Here is a 26,270-nt window from a genome sequence, read left to right on the forward strand (position 1 = left end):
GTTAGATGCGGCCCATTCTACATTAAGATTTGTTATTATTTAACTCATCAATCGCTGAGCTGATTGCAGCCGCAGGCTGATAACCTGGGATCATGCTGCCATCAGATAAAATAATGGCTGGAGTACCGCTGATACCAAAGCTTTGCCCTAATTGATAGTGCTCTGCCACCGGTGCGTTACAGTTTTCAATTTTTTCTGGTTTTTCACCTGCTTTTGCTTCCGTCAGTGCCTCTTGCTTGTTATCAGCACACCACACATTCATCAGGTCTGTGTACCCAGAGCCACGCAGTCCGCCACGCGGAAATGCCAAATATTGCACGGTAATGCCAGCATCTAGGTAGTCATCCAGCTCACGGTGTAACTTACGGCAGTAGCCACAAGTGATATCGGTAAAGACGGTGATCTTGCCTTTTTCGTTATCTGCTTTATAGGTGATCATTGAGTTTTGGTATTGTGCGACACCTTCAAGGCGCACATGACTCAGTGCACTTTCTGTTAAGTTTTCACGGTTAACAAGGTCAATCATCGTACCTTGCACAAGATAACGGCCGTCAGCACTGGCATAAAACACGCCCTTATCGGTGATCACTTCCTGTAAACCTTGCACCGGACTTGGATGCACTTGCTTTACATTCACCCCAAGCTCTGCCAGCTTGCTTTGGATCACACTCACCTGCTGCTCCATGGTGTCTTGCGGCTCTACACTGACGCCTTGAGCAAACGCTCCGGCACTGGCACCAGCAAACGCCAGCGCAACAACTAACTTTTTCATAATAAAATCTCTAACTGCTTCTTGCACAATAAACTAGACCGCGCTTATACAAATAAATTCCAGCACCTGAGCAATTTAACCTGTTGCCTAGGCACGGGGGTGATGTTCAGCATGGACCGATTTTAACCTTTCATTCGCCACATGAGTATAAATTTGTGTGGTCGACAAGTCACTGTGCCCTAACATCATTTGTACAACCCGTAAGTCAGCTCCATGATTCAACAAATGTGTTGCAAATGCATGACGTAGGGTATGCGGGGACAAATCTGATTTAATGTTCGCCAACATAGCATAGTGTTTAATGCGATGCCAAAAGGTTTGCCGCGTCATGCCAATGCCCCGCTTAGAGACAAATACAAAGTCAGTAGCGAGCTTAACCAATGATGGGCGCGCGTACTTTAAATAACGCTCTAGCCACAACAGTGCCTCCTCCCCCATAGGCACTAGACGCTCTTTGTTCCCCTTACCCTTTACAAACACCACCGCCTGACGCTGATTAACATGCTCCATGCGTAAGCCTATCAGCTCGCTGACACGCAGGCCTGTAGCATAAAGAAGCTCTAACATTGCGCGGTCTCTAAGGCCCATCGCCTCATCACAATCCGGTGCTGCTAGGAGAGCTTCAACGTCTGTTTCGCTTAGCGTTTTAGGCAATGACTGGCTTGGTTTAGGCCGAGATATGGTTTCCATAGGGGAGCTGGGCAAACGCTTTTCTTGCACCTGATATTGATAAAAGCGCTTTAGTGCACTGATACTCCGTGCCGTACTACGCGGACTAAGGCCTTTGTCTACACGATAGGCTAAGTAGTGTTCTACGTCGGTGCTATCAATTGCCAGCAGCGCTTGCGGCGCTATAAACTCGCTGAACTTAACGAGATCCGTGCGATAAGCTGACAGCGTATTCTCACTACTACCCTGCTCCAGATATAACGCATCTAAGAACATTTCTATATGCTCGATATTATCGCTGTGTATTGGTTGCTTGTTCACAAGTAAGGCGCTTAGTGTGTATTTACCTATTTGCCATCATATCATAAAGCACGCCATAGATAGTCGCGAGCCGATACGTTAAACTGCGGCCATTACTCACTCAGTTGTACGGCGATTATGAAGATTGGTTTATTTTATGGCTCGACTACCTGCTACACCGAAATAGCAGCGGAAAAAATCCGCGACATCATTGGTGCTGAGGTGGTGGACTTATACAACATCCAAGATGAGCCTTTGAAAAAAGCTGAAGATTACGAATTTCTAATCTTCGGGATATCAACATGGGACTTTGGTGAAATCCAAGAAGATTGGGAGTCGCACTGGGATGATATCAGTGGCGTCAATTTGAGTGGCAAAGTGATCGCACTTTTCGGAATGGGCGATCAGCAAGGTTATGGCCAGTGGTTCCAAGATGCACTGGGTATGCTCCACGACGAAATTAAGCCACAAGGTGTGCACTTTATTGGCCAATGGCCCAATGGCGATGACTATGAGTTCGAAGCGTCTAAAGCATTAACAGAGGATCAATCTCACTTTGTTGGCTTAGCGCTAGATGAGGACAGCCAGTACGATAAAAGCGATGAACGCATTGCTACTTGGATAGAACAAATCATGAATGAGTACAGCGCGTTATAACCTTGTTTGCTTTCTCATTTTTCTCAACCAGCCGCTAAGATTCGCTCAGGTAGGCAGCAATTTGTTGCGCTAGCCACTGGCTTAGCCGACCAAGCTGGCTATAGCGGGTTTGAATCATGCCATAAGCTTGCGATGTCATCGCTTGATCGTACTTCAAAACTTTAACACTGCCGTCGCGTAAATAGGGATTAATTAAAACCGAGGGCACACTGGCAAAGCCGGTGCCATCAAGCACGGCATTGCGCAGGTGCTCATAAAAAGGCAACGCGATGTAATTTCCTGAGACTGGAGTAACCGCATGCAGCCCCGTTTCATCAATAGTTGCTAACGCAAATTCGGTATACCTGGACAGGTCGGCTTTAACTACTTGGCTGAGTGTCGTGAGCGGGTGGGCTTTGCTGGCCACGGTCATCATACGAATTTCACCTAGCTTGACTTGATGGCTACTTGTTAGTTGCTGGCTTTGGGGTAACAGACAATAAGCAATATCGACGACCCCTTGCTCCACCATATCGTTGAGCTCCGGCGGCGGCGCCATATACACAGAAACGCTAATACTAGGAAATTGTCTGCTCATTTCATGAATCAGTTGTCGCCAATAAGCCTCAGGGAGAGCATCGTCACGGGCAATGCGCAGCGAGGCTTCAACGCCTTGCAAGTGCTGATGACAGCGACCGGTGATGTCGTTGGCGATCATCGCCAAGCGTTCACAGTCATTTTTAATCACCTCACCAATATTCGTTAACGAGACTTGATTACCGGTGCGAGTGAGCAGCTCAACGCCAAGTTCATCCTCAAGGGCGGTAAGTGCCGAGCTTAACGTCGTGCGGCTTTTGCCAATTCGTCGCGCCGCGTCTGCAATCGAGCCCGATTCGCTGATAGCGAGAAATATTTCAATTTGACTGACTTTCATACCGTGCCGCAGATATCTTGCTGGTTTTATTTACCATAGCAAGTTTATGCCTTTTCAGCGACGTAAATATCGTCGCTCAGCGGCTTTGGAAGTGAGTTCTATGACATTACGCTGGCAGCAAGTTGTTAATTGCTATTGAACACATCCCCATTGTGAGGTGGTTTATGATGTCTCCTTTAAATACTCAGAAGCTATTGCTGTTTTCTTGCATCAGCGCGCTTTTATTAGCCTTATTAGGCCTCATTTTGGGTCTATGGTTAGACTCCTTGGTGATTTTATTTGACGGTGCTTACTCCCTTGTCAGTGTGTTATTAACGGCTATCTCACTGCTTACCGCCGCATATCTAAATTCGCTAAGCTCTCAACGACGTGCCTTATTAAGTCAGCGCTTACCCTCCATTGTTATTGCTTTTAAGGGGTTTGTTATCGCACTGATGTGCAGTGTGTCTTTTATCTCTGCCCTGCTGGCTATGATGGATGGTGGTCGCACTATCAATACTTCGGCCGCACTGCTATTTGGTGTCATCAACCTGCTTGCTTGTATAGGTGCTTACACAGTGATTAAAGCCCAAGCTAGTGCATCTGCTTTGGTAATAGCTGAAACCAAGCAATGGTTTATGGATGCGGTGATCAGCGCTGCGGTTATCGCCGGATTTTTCATCGCAGCCCTGCTCACTTATTTCAATTTAAGTGTGTATGCGGCCTACGCCGACCCCATTATGGTGATTGTTGCCTCCGTCTACTTTATTGTTGTGCCTGTAAAAATGATGCTAGCAGCGCTTAAGCAATTACAAACCTGCCCAGTGCAGCATAGTTACTGTAGCTGTGAGTTGGATTAAATGGACAATTAACTAGGCAAGAAATTGCGGTAATAAAAGTCTTACTAAGCCTTTGCTATCTAGATTCATCTTTAGGATTGTGGTGTTATCATGGAGGAATGGGCCATAAACCCGTAGACAAGGGTTTAAAATTGAGAAGGATGCTCTAAATGTCTATAACATGCCTAAACTGTGGACACAAACTATCTCTCGCATGGTTTGAGCTATCTTCTCATTCCACCAAGTACAGGTGCGTGAAGTGCAAGTCGCTTCATGAGTTTACTCAAAGAAGAAAATACACATCGGCTATTTCAATCCTCTTGATGCTCGCTTTAGAAAGAGCGCTGAGTGATTTCATTGCCTTGGATGTGTTAAGAGTGGCGTTAGTATTGCTACTCTCGCTAGGCGTTTCATTATTGATCCCTGGCTTATATAAGTTATCGAAAGAGTAACTTTTGTACATGCCGATTGAACCCAAAACCTTAGGGCTACAATTTTACCTTAGTACATAAGGTCAAAAATGGGCTTTAACCTATCGGCTAACCCAAGTCAGGGTGATTTAGCCGCTCCTGACTTGGGTAATAAAGGCTAAAAACTTTGTATGAGTGCGGTATCGCTATTGAATTCAAAGGTGTTTATTTTGCCACATTGTGCAAAGTGATTTGCGCTCGCATAAGGGGTATTCGGCTGGTTAATATCTCCCTCCCAGCCTTGGCCATTGCGCACAAAGGCTTTAATTTCAAACCAGCCATTTACCGCGCGGCTGCAATCCATCTCAACATCCAGCATCCAATAATGCGGCCCCCACGTATTAAGCGCTGTCATCCCATAACCATCAACACTCACGGTGCGCTCAGTGCCCCAGTCGCTGGGCCAAAGGTCGGTGGTCCAGTCGGTCGCACTGCCGGGAGCATCACTGCTTTGCCCCTCCTCACTACCATACCAATCAAGGTAGTTATCATTGATTTTCCACGGCGCTGTGGTGGCGTTCCGTAGGTTGTTTTGACGAATAGGCATGGCACATTGGTAGTTACTGGTTTGGCAATCGCGCCCTTGTGTGGTGTTAGCATAGTGGTGGTCAATGCCGCCGCGTAGAAATAGATCCTCGCCGCTTGCGGTGGGTGCGTTGATAAAGATCACCGTACGCTGCCAGTCACCGTCATCGACGGCAGGTAATTTGGCTTGATGATGAATAGCCATCGCATCCCAAGGGGCCACATCAAGGTTAATAGTACCATCGGGTTGTACGGTAATGACCTCAGCGCTACAGCGACTGCCATCTTCACTCAGCGCACCTTTAAGTACATTGCAATAGCGCCCTGGAGCCATGTCGGTGGCGATCGTCGCCTGCAACGCGAACTCTTCTTTGTTAATGGCCACATGCCCGGCATCCGCCCGACCAAAGGCAATTTGGTTATTGCCATTATCCCACCACTGCGTCACTTGCCAGTGCTCGGTGGTGTTATTGCGAAAATCCACGCCACCGGCGATATAAGACCACCGGTGTTCGCACTGCCAATTGCTGCCAAAGCACGCTAACTCGCCGTTATTATGCACCGGCACACTGGGCCCGCCAGCATCGGTATCGCCGTGATAGTCATAACTCGACATCACCTTAGGGTAACCATAGGGATAGGCAAGCATAAACACGTTCGCTAAATCATATAAACGGCCATCGGCATAGGTGATCACATTACCGCCCCCACCGTGACCACGTTGGTTGTCGTGATTATCGACGAACACCACTGCTGAGGAGCTCGGCATAAACCCCCACCCTTCACCAAAATTGCTCAGCCAGGCGAGTTTGCCATTGCGAAAGGTGTTGCCAAGCTCGGTGCTGTATTTAAATTCGGTGACCAAGCCTGTGGCCAGATATTCCGAAGCGCTGACAGCTTCACCGCCTTGATCAATCACCTCTTGGAATACCACTGGGTTGCCTACCACCTTGCTCATTAAGCTGGCAATATCATCTGCTGCAACATGTTTCGCAGCATCAAAACGAAACCCTTTCACCCCTAGGCTTTGCAGTGAGTTAATGTAATTGGCTAAGGTGTTTTGCACATACTCGGCATCGGTGTCTAGGTCCGCGAGGCCCACCAATTCACAATGCTGCACCCGCCAACGGTCATTGCCATAATCTTCAGGATTGATAGCGCAGCTAGTATGGAAGTCTTGTGGGCTGTAATCTGGGAAATATTTATCCCCATAGCTGTGTCCTGCCGTGCCAACACCACTGCCCGCCGCCATGTGATTAATCAGGGTATCAACATAGATATCCACGCCGGCCTCGCCACAACGCTTGACCATATCAATGAACTCGCTGCGATTGCCACCGCGACTGGTGAGCTCATAACTGACCGGTTGGTAGCGAGTCCACCATTGGCTGCCTTGGATATGCTCATTGGGCGGTGACACCTGCACAGCAGCATAGCCTTTGGGGCCTAAGAACTGCTCACATTCTTGAGCGATGTCCGGCCAACTCCATTCAAACAAGTGAACAAAGGTGGTCGGGGCGGCATAACTTGTCGCCGGGATTGCAAGACCTAACGAGAGGCTCGCAGCAAGGAGGGTTTTAGTTGTCATAGTGTGTCTCATTTTCGTTATTAGCCTGCGCTTAATTTACAAAAATTTAACACTAGACTGAGCGCATCACTGTGGCAATTGAATACGTATTCATTACCGAGACAAAGGCGCTGAAAAATCAAAAACGCAGATAAAAATCCTGACACAATGCGCGATACTCGGCGCTGTAATCATCACCTTGATGGATCACCAGCTCGCTATAGTGGCAATCACTTGGCTGCCAGCTCCACTGCATTAAACAGCGCGTTACGGCTTTAGTGGCGGTGGTTTTCACTCGACAACAACGGCGTAAATACCCCCCTTGTTGCAGCACCAATTGGTGCAATTGCTCGGCGCCGGATAGTGGCAAAATCACCGCCAATTCAGTCTGGCTGTGGCTGGCTCGCTGCCACACACCCAGTAGTTCACTAAAAGGTAAACTATCGGTATGGCGCGCCAACGTGCGTTTGTCGCTACCGGCTTTAAGAGCATTATCGAAATACGGTGGATTACTGATCACTAAATCAACCGCTTGCTCGGGCGTGAAGGTATTAGCATCACAGCGGCTTATAGCCACCTCAGGCCAAGGGCTCGCAGCAACATTAAGCTGCGCTTGAGTGCAAGCATCCGGTTCAATATCAATGCCGTGCACCCACGCGTCAGGCGCCCGCTGCTTAGACATTAACGCCAGTAGCCCTGTGCCCGTGCCTACATCCAATATACGCCGCGCCTGGCTGACATCGGCCCACGCACCGAGCATGATGCCATCGGTTGAGACCTTCATGGCGACGTTGTCTTGTGCGATGGAGAAGCGTTTAAAGTTAAATCCTGCCACTTTTGCCCTTTGTGTTTGTGTATGTGCCACGTATAATTAACGCAATTGTCCTTCATTTTGACTCCTTTATGCAATTTGCCGATTTTGATCTTGATGCCGCGCTTTTAAAAGCCATTGATGCCATGGGCTTTAGCAAAGCCACCAGCATCCAACAGCTCGCCATCCCAGAGGCCCTTGATGGTCGCGACGTACTTGCGGGTGCACCAACGGGCACAGGGAAAACGGCAGCGTTCTTGATCCCTGCAATTCAATACTTACTCGACCACCCGCGTCGCAACCCTGGTTTCGCTCGCGTGCTGATCATGGCACCAACGCGCGAACTTGCTTACCAAGTCCATGAGCAGTGCGAAAAGCTCGCAGCCCACACGCACCTAAAAATTGGCGTGGTGACCGGCGGCATCAACTACGGCAGTCATAAAGAAATCTTTGAAAAGAACAACGATGTGCTGATTGCCACTCCTGGACGGTTAATGGAGTATTTGGATACCGAAAACTTCCATGCCGAGGATGTGGAAATGTTGATCCTCGATGAAGCCGATCGCATGCTAGATATGGGCTTTCGTAAAGAAATGCTGCGCATCTGTGAAGAAGCCAAAAACCGACGCCAATGTCTGCTGTTTTCGGCCACCTTAGAAGGCGAAGCGGTAGAAAAGTTCTCCGCGCGAATCCTTAATGAACCCGCAAAACTTGAAGCTTCGCCCTCGCGCCGCGAGCGCGGCAAGATCTTACAATGGGTTCACTTGGCCGATGATTACGAGCACAAGTTGGCACTACTCACCCATCTATTGAAACAAAGTGATGTGGAAAAGGCCGTGGTGTTTGTGAAAACCCGCGAGCGTTTAGAAAAGTTAGTGGGCGAGCTTTATACCAATGATATAAAAACCACATGGCTACGTGGCGAGATGCCACAGGATAAACGCATGGCAGCCATGGCTAGCTTTCACAGTGGTCGCACTAATATTTTGGTGGCCACAGATGTCGCCGCACGCGGCATTGATGTCAGCGATATCAGCCATGTCATCAACTTTGATATGCCACGCACGGCCGATGTATACGTGCACCGCATTGGCCGCACGGCCCGTGCAGGTAAAAAAGGCACCGCAATTTCCTTAGTTGAGGCCCATGATGTGGCCATGGTTGGCAAAATAGAGCGTTATACCGATCAAGTACTGAAACGGCGCAAAATAAAGGGCTTAGAGCCACAACATAAAGAGCCTAAGTTGCCACCGAAAAAGAAAAAAGATCCAGCCAAGATCAAAGCCAAGCGCAAAAAAGCCAAGGCTAAAATCAAAGCCAAAAAGTAGTTAAAAAAGGCCTCCCTAAAGAGGCCTTTTTACTCTCTAGTTAATGGGGTAACTCGGCTTGTCTTTGCCCTCAATGAGCCAATTGACCCAAAGTTTGCCGTCATCACCTTGGCACATGGACACAAAATTACGAGCGCGAATGTACTTTGCTGAGCCAAATGGGCGCAGCATGGAAGCCGTAATTTGCTCCCCTTCATCAATGTATTCCAAATCGTCATTGGTGATCGCACAAATCCCGAGCCACTGCATAAAGGTCGGCGCCGGGTGCACAATCCCCGAGGATACCACTTGGTGAATTTTCACCGCGCCTTGAGATTGTGGCGCCCTGATCACTCCCAAAGCCCCCACATGCACATCCCCCGAAAGCAACACGGTTTTGCCTTGACGTTGCTTGGCATTATCAATGAGTCGCATAATTAAACGAGCGCGCTCCCCTTCATGCTCTTTTGCCCGCCAATGATCTTTTAAATCATCAGTCAGCTCTTCTTGCCAAGGGGTGGCATCAACCGCACGCTCAGCGAAAGAGAAATCACGATAGACCACAGGCACAGCCGTCATCACCAACAAATCTCCTTGCTGGCATTGGCTATCGAGGTAATCGGTCACATGAGCCCAACAAGTATCCGACATCACTTGGCTTAAACTGCGCTCAGAGCGGTTATCCAGGGCCAAAATATGATAGTCGCGAAATCTCAGCGCAAATGAAAAGTCACAACCTTGTTCACCGGCAAGTAAACCGTGGTTATCGCTGCCGCGTAATTGCAACAAAGTGAACACCTCACGCGCCGCCTCATAGATACACTGATACACGGGGCAACTCTGCAAATCATCAGGGTAACTCCCCCAGCCATCGAAAATATCGTGATCATCCCACATCATTAACGATGGCACTGAAGCCAGCATTGCCGCCATTGGCGCTTTATTCCAGCGAGCTAAATACAGTTGGCTATAAAATCGCGTCACTTGGTTGCGCATCTCTTTGCTAACTTGGCGCGTTATTTTCTGCTCTTTATCAAGTTCATTCCAACGCTGTAATGTGGGGACTTGAGACCATATGGAGTCGGCGTAAACCTGATCGCCTCCCATTAACAGCAGCGAAAATGGTGCCTGCTGGTGTTGTGCGTGCATTTCACGCCATAAGTAGTAAGGCTTTTCTGTGGCATTCATCATCTTATAATCGGAAAAGCCATTACATGAGGCATAGGCTAAGCGCGGTTTTTCTCCCTGCTCAGGCACGTAAAATGTCCAAAGCTGTTGGCCTTGTTGGTCTGCGGCGTCCTCGCCGTTGATAGTAATGTGGTAATCAAGGTAACCTGAGGTGTCAAGTTCGATACGAGCTTTCCATACCTTCCCCGCACTGAGGGAACCGATTTCAACCGCCTCTAGGTTCTGCCCACCCACCGCGACATGACATTGCTGCACATTGTTATCGGTCACAAAGACAAAGGTGTATAGGATATCTGATTCAAGGCCAAGAATAGGCCCCAATAATAGCTTGGCTGACATTATCTCCCTCCATGGCATACAAATGAGTTGTCGCTCATTACCATAGCAGAAACACAGCAATAAAAAAGCCGCTCATCAACAGCGGCTTTTCGTGCAGATTAATGCTTATTCAAAGATGGTGTCGACCGCCAACACCTCTATATTCTCAGCGGGAATACGCAAAGGATAGCTTTGAATTTGCTTGTCTTCGTCAAGCAGCGATTGCGGTTTCTCAGTGTTGTACTGCAGCGGTGATTCCTGCTCCGAGGCTAGTCGTTGCTGCATATCGGCGCCATCTCCAGTAACAAACACATAGTGCATATTGTCGCTTTGTAGATTCTCACTGATCACCCGATTTACATCTTCGACGCTTAGGCTACTGAGCTGCTCACGCACATAGTCGACAAAGTTATCGGTGTCGTAAAAACGACTATCTAGGGCATAGCCTAGCTGTCGGTCTTGGCTGGCTACCAGTTGCGGCACATAGTTACTTAAGAAGTTTCGCGTTGCTTCAAAGTCCGCTTCGCTCATGCCATTCGCAATGAGTTTATCGAGCTCGAATAAAGCGGTGCGAGTAGCAAAGTGAGCATCGTTATTTGAGCGCAGCGGCCTTAGCCATACCTGGAAGATTTGCTCAGAGCGCCCTAGGTTGGCATCCGGTTTAGTTTGGAACATACCACGAGGGAAGTACTCGATGTAGGCATAGTCGCCATAGTTCATCCCCCGAACCTGACGAATACGCTGGAATAACTGGGCGTTCGAGTTACGGTGCTCACCTAAGTATGAACGCACTAACCATAATGCTGTCCAGTCTTTATGCGATCGCGTGGTATCAATAGGGAAGCCAAACGACACTGCCGTTGATTTTGCCGACTTTTCGACAATAGTCGCGTAACGTCCGTCAAGCGCTGGAGCGTCAGGCACATTAAGGCGGCGTTGCTCACCTTTTGGTAAGCCCTGTAGGTCCGTTAACAGCTGCGTTTTCAGCTCTTCTGGCATGGCTCCAGTAATACCCAAGTGCAGTTTACTTTGGGTCAGCTGTTGCTGATAAAAGGCCCGCACATCCGCTAAGGTAATATTTTCCAGATCAGATAAGTCGCCGTAATTATAACTTTCATAGGGGTGACCTTGATACAGCTTGCTATACAGTACCTCCTTGCCCAGCTCTTCATCGTTAGACGCTTTTAAGCCTGATTTAATGCTATCGACAAGCTCCTTTTGCAGTCGCTGGAAATCGTCTTCGCGAAACCCAGGGTTTAGCAATTGCTCGCTCACCAAGGCATACCATTTGTCAGCATTGTCTTTATGAATACGACCACGAAACGACATCATTTCCTTATCAATTTGATAGCTAAAGCTCCCCGCCATGGGATATAAAGCCTTTTGAATATCTTTATAGCTTTGTGACTCACTGCCGCCTTTGGCAATCATTGCCGCAGTCAGTGCCGCCAGACCTTTTTTGCCCTCTGGGTCGGCAGCAGCGCCGGTGTAGAATAACCAGTTAACATCCACCAGCGGTGAACTATTCGTGTTATCGAGCACGGTGAAATGGCGCTCGGTGGGCTTATTTTGATGCTCAGCGACTAAAGCATCAAGGCGCACCTCGTTGGCAAAGCCTGCGACCGACTCACTAGCCGACATCGTCACCGTGGTACGATTACTATCGACAAAGTACTTATTCGCCATGGCGCGAATATCTTCGGCACTAATGTTATCGGCAGTGGCATACAAGCTGTTGATCACTTCAGGGTCACGCTCGAAATGCATGTACCGCGCAAGGGTTGAAGCGATGCTTTGTGATGAATCTAAGCTATTAATAAAGCTATACTTTTGGTGAGATTTCAAGGCTTGTAGTCGGCTTTCATCGACCAACTCTGTACGTGCCTTGGCATAAGTGCGGTTGATAGCATCGCGCACGGTGGTGAGGTGCTGCTCATCATCTACCTTCACAAACACATGCATCAAGCCTGGATCTTTGGTTTCCGGGTTGTAGGTGAACATTTGGCTAGCAATTTGTTTATCAACAACCAGCTCTTGATACAAATCTGAGTTCTCAGAAAAGTATAGTTGTGAGAGCAAATCGAGCGCCGCGCGGTCTTTTTTCTGCGGCTGCCACGCTGCACCTTTGTATGATACTAATAACCAGTGTCCGGGTAGCCCTTCGTATTGCTCATGCACATAACGAGGCGCCTGTTGTTGCGGTTCAACAGGAATATCGGCTTGATAATCCCCTTGCTGCCAATTGCCCCAGTGCTTTTTCACCATCGCGATGGTCGCTTGCGGGTCAACATCACCGACAATTACCAAAGAGACATATTCCGGCTTATAAAAGCGCTCGAAAAAGGTTTGCCCGTATTCACTTTGATCTGGCATGGCTTCAATATCGGCAAAAAAGCCCATGGTGGTGTGTTTATAGGTATGCTTGTCAAAGGCCTCATTACGCACCGCCGCTAGTAATTTACGGATAGGACTGGCGTTATTCTTTAAGTATTCGCCTTTTACGGTCAGCGCTTCGGTACGGAATTGCTCTTCACTGTAACTTAAGTTTTGGAAGATATCCGCTTCAATTTCTAGCACCTTATCGAGGTGCTCTTTGGAGAAGTTAAGGTGATAATTGGTGTAATCATTCGTGGTGTAGGCGCGGTTATCGACCCCGGAGTTTTTCAAGATATCTGCATATACGTGTGCAGGAAATTTCTCAGAGCCTTTGAACATCATGTGTTCAAAGAAGTGTGCAAAGCCGGTTTTTCCTGGTTCCACCTCATTACGTGAGCCTACGGACACCGGGATTTGTAATGACACGACATCGGGGTAGTCTGTTTTCACCACCATGACTCGCAGGCCATTATCAAGCTCTTCAAGTACATAGTCTTGGGAGAACACCGCTTGTGACTGTGGCGCGGCCTCAGCAGCCGTTCGGGTGCTGGTCGTCGTTTGCGTGCTTTGGCAACCGCCAAGAGTGAGCGCGAAGGCGACACCTGTCGCTAATAGAGAAAGTTTCATCTTCAACCTTGATGTTTTGTTGTTTTTTAGCTTCCTCATTATGCAATAAATCACATCGCAAACGCACCTTAGGGGCGTCACTTTGCTGTAAACAAATATGTCAGCCACGACAAAATGGGTATAACGGTCAGCTCATGCTGAATAACGCTTTAACTTGAAGCAAATTCACTCGAGTTGAGTAAGTTTCATTATAAAAAGCTGTTTAGACGTCTAAATGGCTGTTATAGTTATTTCATTGTCAATTGCTGGGAATGAGAACCATGGCTTTATCACTGCGAGAAAAAATAGAGGACCCCCGTCAGGGCGTGTATTTAATTGGCACTACGCCACCTAAAGCAGATACTGATGAAGTCGCTATGCGCGCAATTGCCGAAAAGTTGCTTGGGCGTTTACACGAAATTGAATATGACGGTGTGGTGGTTTATGACATTCAGGACGAGAGCAGCCGCATCAGTACGCCGCGCCCCTTTCCATTCAAACACACCATTGACCCACGTGATTATGGCCAGTTATTGCGGCGCTTATCACGCGCCGATGTGATCACCTATAAAAGTGTGGCTCAGCGCAATCAGGATGAATTTAATCAATGGCTTGATAGCACCGCCAATGACCATGATTTAAATAACTTAGTCTTAGTCGGAAGTCCGTCGTCACAAGGGGATATCAAGCTAAGCTTAAATGATGCCTACACCCAGATTGCCGCTCATCACCAAGACTTCTTTTTAGGTGGCGTGACCATTGCCGAGCGCCATGCCAATAAGCGCAATGAACATGAGCGCTTGCTGACCAAAACGGCGCAAGGGTGTCAGTTTTTTATCTCTCAGGCGGTTTACGATGCGCAAGCGACCATTGATCTAATCACCAGTTATGCCCGCAGCTGCCGCCAGCAAGGGCTCTCGCCACAGCGTATTATTCTGACCTTCACCCCTTGTGGCGGTGAAAAAACGCTGGATTTTATGCAGTGGTTGGGGATTTCCGTACCAGAGGCAACTAAGTGGCGCATGCTTGATGCCGAAAACACCTTGAGTGAGTCGGTGCGCATCTGCCGCGAAAACTTAGATTTGATCTTACGTAGCTGCGCCCATCTGGATGTGCCGCTGGGGTTGAATATCGAGTCACTAACGAACCGTAAACAGGAAATCGATGCATCCATCAACCTGTATCGTTTGCTTAAAGCCACCATGGAGCTGAGCTTGGCAGAACGACAAATCGCCTAGGTTACCTTTCTTTTGCCCACCCAGTGCTATACCTACTGATAGCGCTGGGCATTTTGAGCGGAAAAAAGTGCAGCGTGCTACTGCACTGTGCTCACCCTAGTGCTACTTTTTACGCCACTGGCCGTCGACTTTAACCATATGCCCTGCGGTCGTTTTTTCGATAGCTTTGGCGCCTGCTAACGCCTCCACTTGGCTCAAACTGATACCATTTTTCTTCGCCAATGATAAATACTTGGCTTTACGCTTAGCGTTAATCTCGGCAATTAGCTTTTGCGCCTCACTGTTATTCTGTACTAAGGCTAAATAACCGTTGCTGGTTTCGCCGACGATACCTTGCGCCTTAGCTTGGTCTAAAGTTAGCGCCCAGGCACTGAAGGCCAACATGGCGGCACTGACTAACATACTCCATTTAACTAGTTTCATAACCCCTCCTAGAAAAGCTCGCTGTCATCGCTGAATAATTCGTCGAGTTCTTTATCCACTTTGACGCGGATCTCATGATCGACTTTGACATTTAGGTTGATGGTGATTGGCTCTTTACTCTCTACCTCAACCTTATGGGTGCATCCCATTAAAGTTAACATAGCGACCACTGCCACCAGCGATAGTTTGCTCATTCGCTTACTCCTTCGCTTGATACTCTTGCTCCACTTTCTTAGTGATTTCATCACTTAAGCGCAGCGCCTTAAATAGGGTATAGATATTTTCTTGATGATTATAGTTAAAATTTACAGCTTGCTGGTGCTCGGGGTTTTCCCCTTTTAATTGCATCGCCATGGTTAACCAACCATCGGTTTTTAAATCAACATCGGCGTTGATGCTGTTGATATCTAAGTTTTCCAACATGCCCAACATCGGCCCAAGCTCTTCCTGCTGTGCTTTCACCGCATCGAAGGCGGCGTTATCTTTAATCGTCAATTTACCCGGAGCTTGCGAATAAATACGGCCATTTTCGACACTGACTCCCTGCTCCTCTAACCGTATTGGTAGTTTTGCTGCCAATACCCCTGTGATCTCAATGCCCTGCTGTGGCTCTAGCGCCAGTAGGCTTTGGGCATTAATTTGTGCTACCTCAACTAAGGTGGGAGCACGACGCTTCGTTAGCCCAGTCACATAAAGTTTATCCAGCGACAAAGTGCCACCTAACACCTCGGCCTGCACCTCTTTGAGGTAGGCATCTTGGTCATAACCCCAGAGCCCTTGCACCTGTGACAACACCGGTCCAGCGCGTAGTTGGGAAATAGTAAAGCTAGTATCATCGAGCTGAAGTTGCCCTGAATTCCACTGTCCTTGCGGCGACGTATCGATATTTTCAGCTAAGTAACTCTGATAAAGCACGCTGGCGTCGTCCACCTCTAGCTGCCATTGCATACGCTGAAGGCGCGCATCACCGTGCAGTTGAGCGCTGAGTGTGCCGGCGGTCAGTGACAACTCAGGGGCCAATTGGCTGGCAATGGCTTGCAATGAAGGCAAAGGCGTCGGCGGCAATACCACGGTGATAGGAAAAGCCGTTTCTTGCCAGCTGTGCTTAACCAAAGTTTGAGCCTGCTGCCATGAGATAAGGTGCTCACCATCAATGCTGCGAGCAATATCAACTTGACTATCGACACTGAGCTCACTTAACCTCAGCTGCGCAGAATCTAGTTGCCCAATACGGCTTTGCACCTCAACCTGAGCGCTGCGCCGCCCTGCCCCTAAATCAGCCTGTACCTGATAATTTTGCTCGACATCAAGGAGTTTAATATCAGCACTCGCCGCAACAGCAGCAACGGTCTCTAAGCGCGCTGAAATCGAGTTATCTGCGCTGATAGTGGCATCAACAGTAACCGCTACCTGTTCGCCAGAATAAGGCGCCATTGTTAACTGTGCGGTTTTCAGTTGCCCATGCAGCGCAGTAGCCCCAGCAAAGTTATGGTCGAACTCGCCAGTGGCGCTTACGGGGGCAACATGCACGTTTTCACCCACCGGCGCAGCTACCTGGCCTTTAAAGGCGCCGCTAATGCGCTGCTCAGTTGCCTGTCCCGAAACACTAAGCCGCCCTAACGACTGGGTTTCTAGCTGTAAAGCATACTCGGCAGCCACCTGTGCTGTGCGCCAATTGGCACGCGGCGCCTCTAAGCGGACACCCACTTTAGTCTGTTCGCTGTTATGCGTAAGCAGCACTTGCGTTAGCTCCACCTCGCTTTTATCTATACTCACCCTTGGTTCGGCCAACGTTAGCTGCCATGACCCCTTGAGCAGCTCTGGGAAATAGGGTTTTAGGCTGGCTTGATAGTCACATTGAGCCTGCGCTCGCAATTGCGTTGTCAGTGCACTGGTGTCTAAGCTAAAGCGACGCATATTCTTGGAGCACACCTCGATGCGACCCTGGCTACTCACCTGCACCGGGCAAGGCGTATGTTGCCAAGTAGCTTGGCTGGCAATAGTGATCTGGTTATCGATGCGGTTTCCGTAATAGCGCCCTTGTACTTGTAGCTCCGGCAATGCCCACTGAGAGATATTAAAGCGCATGAGTGATGGCTCGGCCACAGCCATAAGCTGGGCTCTTAAGGCTTGATTGGCATGCAGTTCATAATCGATATGCTGCGAGGTTATGGCGATATCACCGGCTATATCACCATTTAACACCCACTGATTGAGTTGCGGCTCACTTACCGTCATACGCACAGGCGCAGCGGCATAAGGCGTGTACACGAAAAGGGATTCAACAGTTACCAACGGACGACTGTCTGTCAGCGGCAAATTAAGCGCCTGAGGTTCACCAGTACCACTGGATGGTTGAGTTTGTTGCTTAGCCAGGGTTAGGGCTGCTTTTTCAATATCGATATGCTGCGGTGTGATTCGCGCCTGCTCAATAACAAGCCGATGCTGGCGATAACCTACACATAACTTATTGACTGTGATTGTGGTCAGCCCACTCCCCCATTGCCAATCAACACAGGTTAACTCTGTTTCATCGGCATCAAGGTACTGTTTCGCTACCATAAAGGTGAGCTCAATGCGAAATAAGTAGGCGGTAGCTAGAGTGAGCCCTATCACTGCTAATCCAATCAACAGCTTGCGCAGCATAGTTTTCCTTAAAGCGGCAAATGGTAGGTGATCATTTTAAAAGTTTCTCATGAAGCGCAGCAGATTGGAACACATCAATAAGAGCAACAAAAAAGGCTGCCAAGGCAGCCTTTTTAGATTAGATAAGCACTAGATAGTTAGCCAATGTGCTTGCGCGCGTTCCGGAACATGCGCATCCATGGGCTGTCTTCTTGCCACTCATCTGGGTGCCATGAGTTCGCTACCGCACGGAATACCCGCTCTGGGTGTGGCATCATCACCGTAGCACGACCATCTGTAGAGGTCATACCCGAGATTGCCTCTGGTGAACCATTGGGGTTCGCCGGATATTGCATAGTTGGGTTACCGTAGTTATCTACGTATTTCACCGCCACAGTACCCGAGTTCACTGCTGTTTGAATAGCCGCCTCATTTGCAAATTCGGCACGGCCTTCACCGTGTGACACCGCAATTGGCATACGTGAACCCGCCATACCGCTGAAGAACACCGATGGGCTGTCTTGTACTTCGACCAAGGTTGCACGCGCTTCAAAACGCTCGCTTTGGTTGGTTACGAAACGTGGCCAATGCTCCGTGCCTGGGATCAGCTCGCGCAATGTTGATAGCATCTGACAGCCATTACACACACCCAAGCTGAAGGTATCTTGACGCTCGAAGAAGTGCTGGAACTGCTCGCGTGCCATGTCATTAAATAGAATGGACTTCGCCCAGCCTTCACCGGCCCCGAGCACGTCACCATATGAGAAGCCACCGCACGCCACAAGGCCTTTGAATTGCTCTAGCGTTAAGCGCCCCTCTAGAATGTCACTCATGTGTACGTCAACGGCGGCAAAGCCTGCACGGTTAAATGCCGCCGCCATCTCAACGTGTGAGTTAACGCCTTGCTCACGCAAGATAGCCATTTGTGGCTTAGCGCCAGTGGCAATATAAGGCGCGGCGACATCTTCGTTAATGTCGAAGCTCAGCTTCACGTTAAGACCTGGGTCATTGGCATCAGCTTTGGCATCATGCTCTTGGCGAGCACAGGCAGGGTTATCACGCAGGGACTGCATTTGATAAGTGGTTTCCGCCCACGCTAAACGCAGCTCAGTACGGCTATTATCCACTAGTGCATGACCACCACGGTTAATAACCAGCTGATCAGCATCGTTCAACGTACCGATTTCATGGCTTAGCGCCGAAAGACCGTTCTCGGCAAGGATGGCCTTCACCGCGTCTAGGTCATCATTGCGAACCTGAATAACGGCACCCAACTCTTCGTTGAATAGGACCTCTAAATCAGACCCCGCTAACGCGTCTAGCTCTAGCGTTACGCCAGTGTGACCCGCGAAGGCCATCTCCGCAGCAGTTACGAATAAACCACCGTCGGAGCGGTCATGGTAAGCCAGTAGTTTTTCTTTGCTTACCAGCGCTTGCATCGCTTCGAAGAAGCCTTTTAATAGTTCAGGGCTATCAACATCTGGGGTTTTGTCACCCAGTTGCTTGTAAACCTGCGCCAAGCTTGATGCCCCCATGCGGTTTTGACCAGCACCCAAGTCGATAAGCAAGAGCGTTGAATCGCCCTTATCGGTGCGCAGCTGTGGCGTGACCGTTTTACGAATGTCTTCAACACGACCAAACGCAGTGATTACCAAAGACAGCGGCGCAGTCACGGCTTTATCTTCACCATTATCTTGCCATGTGGTCTTCATCGACATTGAGTCTTTGCCTACCGGGATGGTTAAACCCAAGGCTGGACACAGCTCTTCACCCACGGCCTTAACCGCTTCATATAAACCGGCGTCTTCACCGGGGTGCCCGGCTGCCGCCATCCAGTTTGCTGATAGCTTAATGTTATTCAATGAGCCAATGTCAGCACAGGCAATATTGGTCAGTGACTCGGCGACCGCTAAACGCGCTGAAGCACCATAATTAAGCAGCGCCGCAGGTGTGCGCTCACCCATAGACATGGCCTCACCATGATAGGTGTCGTACGCAGCAGCTGTAACGGCACAGTTGGCCACCGGCACCTGCCAAGGGCCAACCATTTGGTCACGGGCAACCAAACCGGTTACCGAGCGGTCGCCAATGGTGATTAAGAAGGTTTTTTCAGCAACTGCTGGCAAGCGCAGTAGTCGTTGCACCGCATCTTGTACGGTAATCGCGTTGGTATTAAGCGCTTCACCCTGAGCCTGCTTGGTGCTGACATCACGGTGCATTTTTGGCGCTTTACCCAATAACACATCAAGCGGCAGATCCACTGGGCTATTGTTGAAGTGCGAGTCAGAAACCCGTAAGTGACGATCTTCGGTCGCAGTACCAATGACTGCGTACTCGGCGCGCTCACGTTGACATATTTGCTCAAAGCGAGCGAAGTTTTCTTCTGCTACCGCCAGCACGTAACGCTCTTGTGATTCATTACACCAAATCTCGTGCGGCGCCATACCGGGCTCATCGTTTGGCACATTACGCAATTCAAAATCGCCCCCTCGGCCGCCATCATCCACTAATTCAGGGAAGGCATTTGACAGGCCACCGGCGCCCACATCGTGGATAAAAGCAATCGGGTTGTCATCGCCTAGCTGCCAGCATTTATCGATGACTTCTTGACAGCGACGTTCCATTTCTGGGTTTTCACGTTGCACCGAAGCAAAGTCGAGGTCTTCATTGGACTGTCCTGACGCCATGGACGAAGCCGCCCCGCCTCCCAAGCCAATATTCATTGCCGGGCCGCCCAACACAATTAGCTTCGCGCCTACCGGGATCTCGCCTTTTTGTACATGATCAGTACGAATGTTACCTAAACCACCGGCAATCATAATAGGCTTGTGATAACCGCGCACTTCCTCGCCATTGTGGCTATTAACTCGCTCTTCATAGGTACGGAAGTAACCCAGTAGGTTTGGACGACCAAACTCATTGTTAAACGCGGCGCCGCCTAGCGGGCCATCAATCATGATATCCAGCGCTTCAACAATGCGCCCTGGTTTACCGTATTCGCTCTCCCATGGTTGTTCAAAACCTGGAATACGTAGATTAGATACGCTAAAGCCTACCAAACCAGCTTTTGGCTTAGAGCCACGGCCTGTAGCACCTTCATCACGGATTTCACCGCCCGAGCCCGTTGATGCACCTGAGAATGGCGAAATCGCGGTTGGGTGGTTGTGGGTTTCAACCTTCATCAAAATTTCGATGTTTTCTTGGTGGTAAGTGTATTCACCACTGAAATCAGGGAAGAAACGACCGGCCACTGAGCCTTTCATCACCGCTGCATTGTCTTTGTATGCAGATAATACGTTGACGCTATTTTGCTCGTAGGTGTTTTTGATCATTTTGAACAGCGACTTAGGCTGCTCTGTGCCGTCAATGGTCCAATCTGCATTAAAGATTTTGTGACGGCAATGCTCTGAGTTCGCCTGCGCGAACATAAACAATTCAATGTCGTTCGGGTTACGGCCAAGTTTTTGGAAGTTCTCTACCAGATAATCAATCTCGTCGTCTGCAAGGGCAAAGCCTTGTTCAACATTCGCTTTAGCTAGCGCCTCACGGCCTCCGCCAAGGATGTCCACCGATGACATGGCTCGCGGCTCATCGGTACGAAACAGTTTCGCGGCATCATCCATATCGCGGTGCGTGGCTTCGGTCATGCGGTCGTGTAGCAAGGCGGCCACATCGTTAAGCTGGCAAACACTCAAATCACCTTCAACATAATAGGCGATGCCGCGCTCGATACGATGTACCTGAGTTAATCCACAATTGTGAGCAATGTCGGTGGCCTTAGACGCCCATGGCGAAATTGTGCCTGGACGCGGGGTAACTAAAATAAGTGTCCCTTGGGGCTCATGTTCAGGAATATGCGGCCCATAAGTAAGCAGCTTTTCCAGCTTGCTGTGCTCGTCAGAATTCAGTGCTGCTGTGACATCAGCAAAGTGCATAAATTCGGCGTAGACGTTAGTTACGGGAAGTTTGGCTTGCTTACATTGAGTAAGCACTTTTTGAACACGAAAATCGGAAAGTGCTGGCGCACCACGCAGGATTAACATAGGTAATATCATCCGGGGTTAAGGATTGAACGACAGTTGCCGCGCATTATACTTAATTTAGTTAAAAATGCGAGTTAAAGGGCCGCTGGCAAGGACGATTGTCCGCTATTGCAGGGAATCGTTATAAGCCTCACTTTCTATGGCTAAAGTAGAGGTGACGCCAAGCCTTGGTTTTGTTATAAGTGGTGGTATCGGGGTAAAGGGGCAAGCCGTGAGATTCGTTTGGTTAATTGTGAGTATCTGGGTACTCGTAGGCTGCAGTGAGCCGCAAAAACCTAGCCAATTAGAGCGTATTCATCAAAGCAACACGTTGCGCGTGGGCACCCTGGCCGGTGCCAGCAATTATTACCAAGCCCCTCAAGGGGAGCAAGGGTTTGAATACGAACTTGCCCAAGATTTTGCTAACTACCTAGGCGTAAAGCTGGATATCGTGCCGTTCTTTAGCCTTAACGATATGTTTCAGCGCCTTGATAATGGCTCATTGGACCTGGTCGCATCGGGCATTGGCTACACTCCAAGTCGTGCCGAGCTGTACCGCTTTGGCCCCAGTTACCGCACAATTAGTCAAAAGCTGGTTTACAAACAAGGTCGAGTCCGGCCGCGCGACTTTGATGACTTAGAGGGCAACTTAACGGTATTGGCCCGCAGCAGCCACTCGCAAACTCTACATCGGTATAAAAAACAGTACCCTCAACTGAGTTGGAATGAAACCGATGAAATGGATGAAGCAGAGTTACTGCAAGCCATTATCGACGGCGATATCGACTACACCATTGCCGACTCCCACGCCTTGGCACTGTTTCGCCGTTACCACCCGAATCTGAGCATCGGCTTTTCCGTAACACGTAATGACCCAATTGGCTGGGTACTGCGCCAAGATAACGACGACTCGCTCTATGCCTTGGTAGTGGAGTTTTTCGGTGAGGCGAAAGCGAACAAGCGCCTTTATGCCTTAGAAGAGAAATACTTTGGCCACGTACGCCAGTTTAACTATGTTAACACCCTGGCATTTATTGAAGCCGTTGCCGATACCTTGCCGACTTATATGCCTTGGTTTAAACAGTATGCACAAGAGTTAGACTGGCGCTTGCTGGCTGCACTCAGTTATCAAGAATCGATGTGGGACCCCTTGGCAAAATCACCCACTGGGGTACGCGGTATTATGATGCTGACTTTACCAACGGCAAAACAGGTGGGCGTTACCAGTCGTCTCAAGCCAGAGCAGAATATTCGCGGCGGCGCCGAGTACTTACGTTATCTTATTGAACGCATACCTGATCGTATTGCCCAACCTGACCGTACTTGGTTTGCCTTAGCGTCATATAATGTCGGCTGGGGCCATGTAAATGATGCGCGGATCCTAACCGAACGTGCCGGTGACGATAAAGACAAGTGGGCCGATGTGAAAAAATACCTACCGCTGTTGATCAAGAAACGCTATTATCGTACAACTAAATACGGTTATGCGCGCGGAGACGTAGCGGTAACTTACGTAGACAATATTCGGCGCTACTACGACACCCTGGTATGGTTAGATGAAAACGATGCTTTGGTGGCCAACAACGCTAGCGCCAAGGAAGAATCGGCCGGAACGCCATAAAACTGTCATTTAATCGTGTTTTCATTGGCAGCTCTCCCCTCTCACACTTTCAAGGAGAATACACTATGCTAAAACGCCGTAGAACGCATCGCTTTAAGCGAAATGTACTATTTTCATCGACTAATCGTCGTCGAGTAACCCGTAAAAATACTCACAATAAGATTTTGTGGCGTCGCCGCTTGTTTGCTATGCAACAAATGGAAGAACTAGAAAAGCAACGCTTGGCGGAAGCCTAACCCCCTTCCCCCTGGCGTTGCTGACGCGCCTTTTTTCTCTCCTTATGCTCTTGCCGACGTCGCTTAAAAAACGCTGATAACTTAGTTGCACACTGCTGCTCAAGCACCCCTTTGGTGACTTCAACTTGATGATTAAGCCGAGGCTCCTGCACTAGGTTCATAATAGACCCCGCAGAACCCGTTTTTAAATCATTGGCACCAAAGACTAGCCGCGCAATGCGACTATGAACGAGTAAACCAGCACACATTGAGCATGGCTCTAGTGTAACGTACAAAGTGCAGTCAATAAGCCGATAGTTATTAAGGGCCACTCCAGCCGCACGCACCGCCATCATTTCAGCATGAGCCGACGGGTCGTTAAGGGTGATCGATTGATTCCAGCCCTCGGCGATAAGCTCACCATCTTTGACTAGTACAGCACCGACTGGGATCTCACCTAGTTGCTCGGCCTTATCGGCACAGGCTAAGGCTTTCGCCATCCAGTATTCGTCATTTAGCTCGGTCATAGGGTATCTTTTAACTACTTAGGGACAGCAATTATACCAAGCAATATCGGCAAGTGCGCGGAGAATCCTCTCGCTAACATCAGCAAATTCCCGACTATGCTTTACACTCATTATTAGAATTTTCTGAGTCTAGTATTAACACATTCTCACTATTTAGCGGATTTTATGGTTCGTACCATAGCCTGCACACCCAAAATTAAGCTATAATTCGCCGCTTTTTTTGTTCTATGGACACCGAAAACGGGTAAGTCATGAAGTTTCCTGGTCGCCGAAGACATAAACATTATTTCCCGGTGGAAGATAAAGATCCACTTACTAATCAAATCAACCCCGAATCGCGGTTGAAGCGCAGCTACATTGTAGGCATAGATCAGATCGTGGTGGATATTGAAGCCAAGGTCGATCAGGCATTCTTAGATGAATTCGGGCTGCAGCGTGGCATGTCACAGGTTATTGACAGTGACGTTACCAATGCCCTCTATGATCGGCTCAAGCTCAACGACATGGTTGATTACGAGTTTGCTGGCGGTACAGTAGGCAATACCATGCACAACTACTCAGTGCTGGCTGATGATCGTTCGGTGCTACTTGGCGTAATGAGCGAAAATATCAAAATTGGTAGTTATGCCTATCGCTTTTTGTGTAACACCTCAAGCCGTGTAGACCTTAATTATCTGCAACCTGTAGATGGCCCCATAGGCCGTTGCTTTACGCTGATTGATGAAAGTGGCGAACGTACCTTCGCCATTAGCGCAGGGTTAATGAATCACTTACGCCCTGAGTCCATAGATAAGAACCTGATCCAAGAATCATCTGCTTTGGTGATCAGTGCCTACCTTATGCGCACGCAAGGCAACGAAACAATGACCGAAGCCACTATGCAAGCGGTAAAGTACGCAAACGAAGCCGGGGTACCTGTGGTGCTGACGCTCGGCACCAAGTTTCTTATTGAGCAAGACCCTACATGGTGGGCCAACTTTGTAAATGATCATGTCGATATTCTTGCTATGAACGAAGAAGAAGGCCTAGCCATTACCGGTTTTGAAGATCCACTATTAGCGGCAGACAAAGCTCTAGAATGGGTCGACTTTGTCATTTGTACCGCCGGTGAAAAAGGTATGTTTATGGCCGGCTATGTCGACGATCAGCATAAACGTGCCACTGAGTACCCACTCCTTCCTGGTGCCATCGCTGACTTTAACCGTTATGAGTTTTCACGTGCCATGCGCAAGCAAGACTGCCAACAGCCTGTGCGTGCTTATAGCCATACCGCCCCTTTTATGGGTGGGCCAGATAGCATTAAGAACACCAATGGCGCCGGTGATTGCGCGCTAGCTGCTGTACTGCATGATATTAGCGCTAATGAGTACCACAAGTTAAATGTGCCAAACTCAGCCAAGCATGGTCAGCAAGCGATCACTTACTCTTCTTTAGCTCAGATCAGTAAGTATGCGAACCGCGCAAGTTATGAAGTGCTAGTGCAACATTCACCACGTTTAACCCGGGGTCTACCGGAGCGCGAGGATTGCCTAGAGCAAGCCTATTGGGAACAGTAACCCTCCTATCGTTTTAACCAAGAAAGCCGCTTTTTAGCGGTTTTTTTATGCCCGTAAATCGATGCCTATACAATGTAGGTCAGGCTCGAGGTTTGTAGGTCAGGGTTATACCCTGACTAGGATGACGCAAGGCTAAAGCCTTGCCTACAGGTGTGATGACCGATGATGCTCTTTTGTAGGTCAGGATTTATCCTGACTAGGTGATGCAAGGCTGAAGCCTTGCCTACAGGTGTGGTGACAAATGTTTGGCTGTGTTGTAGGTCAGGGTTTCCCCTGACTAGAATGACGCAAGGCTGAAGCCTTGCCTACAGATATGATGAAAGGTGTTTCGCTGTGGTTGTAGGTCAGGATTTATCCTGACTGGGGTGTTGCAAGGCTGAAGCCTTGCCTACAGGTGTGGGGTTTTCTGATGTTTAGTTATGTTGTAGGTCAGGATTTACCCTGACTAGGATGATGCAAGGCTGAAGCCTTGCCTACAGATATAGATATGGTGACGGGTGTGGGGTTTTTCTGTTGTTTGGCTGTGTTGTGGGTCGGGGTTTACCCTGACTAGGTGATGCAAGGCTGAAGCCTGGCCTACAGGCATAAAAAAACCCGCTGCACTGGTGCAACGGGTCTCTCTAATTAGGAGCCTGGTGATGACCTACTTTCACATGGGCGAACCCACACTATCATCGGCGCAGTTCCGTTTCACTTCTGAGTTCGGCATGGGGTCAGGTGGGTCCAGAACGCTATTATCACCAAGC

At 49.0% G+C, this 26,270-nt stretch carries 19 protein-coding genes and 1 rRNA gene; 7 read left to right on the forward strand and 13 right to left on the reverse strand.

The window, feature by feature from the left end; translation table 11 throughout:
• Positions 1-22 precede the first annotated feature (22 nt).
• Together dsbC and xerD are read right to left on the reverse strand one after the other, a co-directional pair.
• Positions 23-772, reverse strand: coding sequence for a bifunctional protein-disulfide isomerase/oxidoreductase DsbC (dsbC, locus tag MHM95_RS16245; protein ID WP_239385775.1), 750 nt, complete (start codon positions 770-772; stop codon positions 23-25).
• A gap of 87 nt (positions 773-859) precedes the next feature.
• The gene (xerD, locus tag MHM95_RS16250; protein ID WP_022943332.1) at positions 860-1,762 is read right to left on the reverse strand and encodes a site-specific tyrosine recombinase XerD; all 903 of its coding nucleotides are present in this window, start codon (positions 1,760-1,762) and stop codon (positions 860-862) included.
• Between the two features lie 117 nt (positions 1,763-1,879).
• Between xerD and fldB the strand changes: the two genes are divergently transcribed.
• Positions 1,880-2,398 (forward strand): flavodoxin FldB, encoded by a 519-nt coding sequence (gene fldB / locus MHM95_RS16255; protein ID WP_045980667.1) that lies wholly within the window; start codon positions 1,880-1,882, stop codon positions 2,396-2,398.
• 34 nt (positions 2,399-2,432) lie between these two features.
• Here the strand turns inward: fldB and MHM95_RS16260 are convergent, their stop codons facing one another.
• The gene (locus MHM95_RS16260) at positions 2,433-3,311 is read right to left on the reverse strand and encodes a LysR family transcriptional regulator (RefSeq protein ID WP_239385776.1); all 879 of its coding nucleotides are present in this window, start codon (positions 3,309-3,311) and stop codon (positions 2,433-2,435) included.
• Positions 3,312-3,475: 164 nt separating this feature from the next.
• Here MHM95_RS16260 and MHM95_RS16265 point away from each other — a divergent pair, with 164 nt between their 5' ends.
• Positions 3,476-4,150 carry a cation transporter gene (locus tag MHM95_RS16265; protein ID WP_239385777.1) on the forward strand — a complete coding sequence of 225 codons (675 nt, stop codon included), beginning with the start codon at positions 3,476-3,478 and terminating at the stop codon, positions 4,148-4,150.
• 567 nt (positions 4,151-4,717) lie between these two features.
• On the opposite strand, the gene MHM95_RS16270 is transcribed toward MHM95_RS16265, so the two are convergent.
• On the reverse strand, positions 4,718-6,712 hold the full coding sequence (locus tag MHM95_RS16270) for an alpha-amylase family protein (RefSeq protein ID WP_239385778.1): 1,995 nt from the start codon (positions 6,710-6,712) through the stop codon (positions 4,718-4,720).
• Between the two features lie 118 nt (positions 6,713-6,830).
• Entirely contained in the window at positions 6,831-7,526 is a 696-nt protein-coding gene (locus MHM95_RS16275; protein ID WP_239385779.1) for a methyltransferase, read from the reverse strand.
• A gap of 68 nt (positions 7,527-7,594) precedes the next feature.
• Between MHM95_RS16275 and srmB the strand changes: the two genes are divergently transcribed.
• Positions 7,595-8,830, forward strand: a complete 1,236-nt coding sequence (gene srmB / locus MHM95_RS16280) for an ATP-dependent RNA helicase SrmB (protein ID WP_239385780.1) — start codon at positions 7,595-7,597, stop codon at positions 8,828-8,830.
• 36 nt (positions 8,831-8,866) lie between these two features.
• On the opposite strand, the gene MHM95_RS16285 is transcribed toward srmB, so the two are convergent.
• Together MHM95_RS16285 and MHM95_RS16290 are read right to left on the reverse strand one after the other, a co-directional pair.
• Positions 8,867-10,336: an alkaline phosphatase D family protein gene (locus tag MHM95_RS16285; RefSeq protein WP_239385781.1), complete on the reverse strand. Its 1,470-nt coding sequence runs from the start codon at positions 10,334-10,336 to the stop codon at positions 8,867-8,869.
• Between the two features lie 105 nt (positions 10,337-10,441).
• On the reverse strand, positions 10,442-13,318 hold the full coding sequence (locus MHM95_RS16290) for a M16 family metallopeptidase (protein ID WP_239385782.1): 2,877 nt from the start codon (positions 13,316-13,318) through the stop codon (positions 10,442-10,444).
• Between the two features lie 260 nt (positions 13,319-13,578).
• Here MHM95_RS16290 and MHM95_RS16295 point away from each other — a divergent pair, with 260 nt between their 5' ends.
• Positions 13,579-14,535 (forward strand): hypothetical protein, encoded by a 957-nt coding sequence (locus MHM95_RS16295; protein WP_053910646.1) that lies wholly within the window; start codon positions 13,579-13,581, stop codon positions 14,533-14,535.
• Positions 14,536-14,637: 102 nt separating this feature from the next.
• Here the strand turns inward: MHM95_RS16295 and MHM95_RS16300 are convergent, their stop codons facing one another.
• The 4 genes from MHM95_RS16300 to purL all read right to left on the reverse strand — a co-directional run bounded on the left by MHM95_RS16300 (position 14,638) and on the right by purL (position 21,626).
• On the reverse strand, positions 14,638-14,958 hold the full coding sequence (locus MHM95_RS16300; protein WP_022944727.1) for a YdbL family protein: 321 nt from the start codon (positions 14,956-14,958) through the stop codon (positions 14,638-14,640).
• Positions 14,959-14,966: 8 nt separating this feature from the next.
• Positions 14,967-15,152: a YnbE family lipoprotein gene (locus MHM95_RS16305; RefSeq protein WP_022944728.1), complete on the reverse strand. Its 186-nt coding sequence runs from the start codon at positions 15,150-15,152 to the stop codon at positions 14,967-14,969.
• A gap of 4 nt (positions 15,153-15,156) precedes the next feature.
• The gene (locus MHM95_RS16310) at positions 15,157-17,604 is read right to left on the reverse strand and encodes a YdbH domain-containing protein (protein WP_239385783.1); all 2,448 of its coding nucleotides are present in this window, start codon (positions 17,602-17,604) and stop codon (positions 15,157-15,159) included.
• A 137-nt stretch (positions 17,605-17,741) separates the two neighbouring features.
• Positions 17,742-21,626: a phosphoribosylformylglycinamidine synthase gene (gene purL / locus MHM95_RS16315; protein WP_239385784.1), complete on the reverse strand. Its 3,885-nt coding sequence runs from the start codon at positions 21,624-21,626 to the stop codon at positions 17,742-17,744.
• 139 nt (positions 21,627-21,765) lie between these two features.
• Between purL and mltF the strand changes: the two genes are divergently transcribed.
• A complete protein-coding gene (mltF, locus tag MHM95_RS16320; RefSeq protein WP_239385785.1) occupies positions 21,766-23,226 on the forward strand; it encodes a membrane-bound lytic murein transglycosylase MltF in 1,461 nt (486 codons plus the stop codon).
• A 65-nt stretch (positions 23,227-23,291) separates the two neighbouring features.
• Complete coding sequence (locus tag MHM95_RS16325) at positions 23,292-23,462, forward strand: hypothetical protein (protein WP_022944732.1); 171 nt, start codon at positions 23,292-23,294, stop codon at positions 23,460-23,462.
• On the opposite strand, the gene tadA is transcribed toward MHM95_RS16325, so the two are convergent.
• The gene (gene tadA / locus MHM95_RS16330) at positions 23,459-23,968 is read right to left on the reverse strand and encodes a tRNA adenosine(34) deaminase TadA (RefSeq protein WP_053910643.1); all 510 of its coding nucleotides are present in this window, start codon (positions 23,966-23,968) and stop codon (positions 23,459-23,461) included. The genes MHM95_RS16325 and tadA overlap by 4 nt on opposite strands.
• Positions 23,969-24,219: 251 nt before the next feature.
• Here tadA and MHM95_RS16335 point away from each other — a divergent pair, with 251 nt between their 5' ends.
• Complete coding sequence (locus tag MHM95_RS16335; protein ID WP_022944734.1) at positions 24,220-25,524, forward strand: inosine/guanosine kinase; 1,305 nt, start codon at positions 24,220-24,222, stop codon at positions 25,522-25,524.
• Between the two features lie 630 nt (positions 25,525-26,154).
• On the opposite strand, the gene rrf is transcribed toward MHM95_RS16335, so the two are convergent.
• A 5S ribosomal RNA gene (rrf, locus tag MHM95_RS16340) occupies positions 26,155-26,269 on the reverse strand.
• Between the last annotated feature and the right edge of the window lies 1 nt (position 26,270).

Source organism: Pseudoalteromonas sp. CnMc7-15, from assembly GCF_022347925.1.
In the GTDB taxonomy this organism is placed as follows: Bacteria; Pseudomonadota; Gammaproteobacteria; order Enterobacterales; family Alteromonadaceae; genus Pseudoalteromonas; species Pseudoalteromonas ruthenica.

Bases quoted from the DNA above. Each gene is read 5' to 3' on its own strand.
- MHM95_RS16325 (WP_022944732.1), top strand. From the start codon at position 23,292: ATGCTAAAACGCCGTAGAACGCATCGCTTTAAGCGAAATGTACTATTT.
- fldB (WP_045980667.1), top strand. From the start codon at position 1,880: ATGAAGATTGGTTTATTTTATGGCTCGACTACCTGCTACACCGAAATA.
- MHM95_RS16305 (WP_022944728.1), bottom strand. From the start codon at position 15,152: ATGAGCAAACTATCGCTGGTGGCAGTGGTCGCTATGTTAACTTTAATG.
- MHM95_RS16295 (WP_053910646.1), top strand. From the start codon at position 13,579: ATGGCTTTATCACTGCGAGAAAAAATAGAGGACCCCCGTCAGGGCGTG.
- MHM95_RS16300 (WP_022944727.1), bottom strand. From the start codon at position 14,958: ATGAAACTAGTTAAATGGAGTATGTTAGTCAGTGCCGCCATGTTGGCC.
- MHM95_RS16270 (WP_239385778.1), bottom strand. From the start codon at position 6,712: ATGACAACTAAAACCCTCCTTGCTGCGAGCCTCTCGTTAGGTCTTGCA.
- tadA (WP_053910643.1), bottom strand. From the start codon at position 23,968: ATGACCGAGCTAAATGACGAATACTGGATGGCGAAAGCCTTAGCCTGT.
- MHM95_RS16285 (WP_239385781.1), bottom strand. From the start codon at position 10,336: ATGTCAGCCAAGCTATTATTGGGGCCTATTCTTGGCCTTGAATCAGAT.
- MHM95_RS16290 (WP_239385782.1), bottom strand. From the start codon at position 13,318: ATGAAACTTTCTCTATTAGCGACAGGTGTCGCCTTCGCGCTCACTCTT.
- srmB (WP_239385780.1), top strand. From the start codon at position 7,595: ATGCAATTTGCCGATTTTGATCTTGATGCCGCGCTTTTAAAAGCCATT.
- mltF (WP_239385785.1), top strand. From the start codon at position 21,766: ATGGCTAAAGTAGAGGTGACGCCAAGCCTTGGTTTTGTTATAAGTGGT.
- MHM95_RS16260 (WP_239385776.1), bottom strand. From the start codon at position 3,311: ATGAAAGTCAGTCAAATTGAAATATTTCTCGCTATCAGCGAATCGGGC.
- MHM95_RS16335 (WP_022944734.1), top strand. From the start codon at position 24,220: ATGAAGTTTCCTGGTCGCCGAAGACATAAACATTATTTCCCGGTGGAA.
- purL (WP_239385784.1), bottom strand. From the start codon at position 21,626: ATGTTAATCCTGCGTGGTGCGCCAGCACTTTCCGATTTTCGTGTTCAA.
- MHM95_RS16265 (WP_239385777.1), top strand. From the start codon at position 3,476: ATGATGTCTCCTTTAAATACTCAGAAGCTATTGCTGTTTTCTTGCATC.
- MHM95_RS16310 (WP_239385783.1), bottom strand. From the start codon at position 17,604: ATGCTGCGCAAGCTGTTGATTGGATTAGCAGTGATAGGGCTCACTCTA.
- dsbC (WP_239385775.1), bottom strand. From the start codon at position 772: ATGAAAAAGTTAGTTGTTGCGCTGGCGTTTGCTGGTGCCAGTGCCGGA.